Genomic DNA, 560 nt, shown 5'->3' with positions numbered 1-560 from the left:
GTCTGCGCGCCTTCCAGCTGATTCAGGATATACATCCGCCGCTGCGCCGACGATACCGGGTAATACGACCGCTCCTCCGTCCGCTCGATCGATGCGTATTTGCTTTCCTCTTGCTCCGCGATTCGCTGTGCCAGCTCCTCCAGCCGCGGCGCTTCGAAGATGCTCCGCAGCGGCAGGTTCACGTTCAGCTCCTTGTATACCCGCGCCGCCAGCATCGTCGCCTTCAGCGAATGACCGCCCAGCTCGAAGAAGTGATCCTTCGCCCCGACTTGCGCGATACCCAGCACGCTTTGCCAGATTTCCGCCAGCTTCGCTTCCAGTTCCGTCCGCGGCGCTACGTAGCTTTCGCCTCCCATAGCGCTCCGCTCCGGCTCCGGCAGTCCTCTCCGGTCCACCTTCCCGTTCGGCGTCAGCGGCACCTCGGCCAATTCTACGAAGAACGCCGGCACCATGTAGCTTGGCAGTTGGCTTCCCACATATCGGCGAAGCTCCGCTGCTTCCAGCTTGCCGTGACCAACCACATACGCGCACAGATAGGAATCCGCTCCCTTATCCTGACG

Annotated in this window: 1 protein-coding gene; it reads right to left on the bottom strand. The window is 62.0% G+C overall.

Going from position 1 to position 560, the window contains the following annotated elements; genetic code table 11:
• Positions 1 to 560: phosphopantetheine-binding protein (locus tag K0T92_RS24670; protein ID WP_219875275.1), on the bottom strand; the 560-nt coding region annotated here is incomplete at both ends.

The sequence above is a fragment of the Paenibacillus oenotherae genome, from assembly GCF_019443105.1.
Taxonomy (GTDB): Bacteria; Bacillota; Bacilli; order Paenibacillales; family Paenibacillaceae; genus Paenibacillus_Z; species Paenibacillus_Z oenotherae.
The sequence above is the reverse complement of the archived record's forward strand: the minus strand, read 5'-3'. Positions and strand labels throughout refer to the sequence as shown.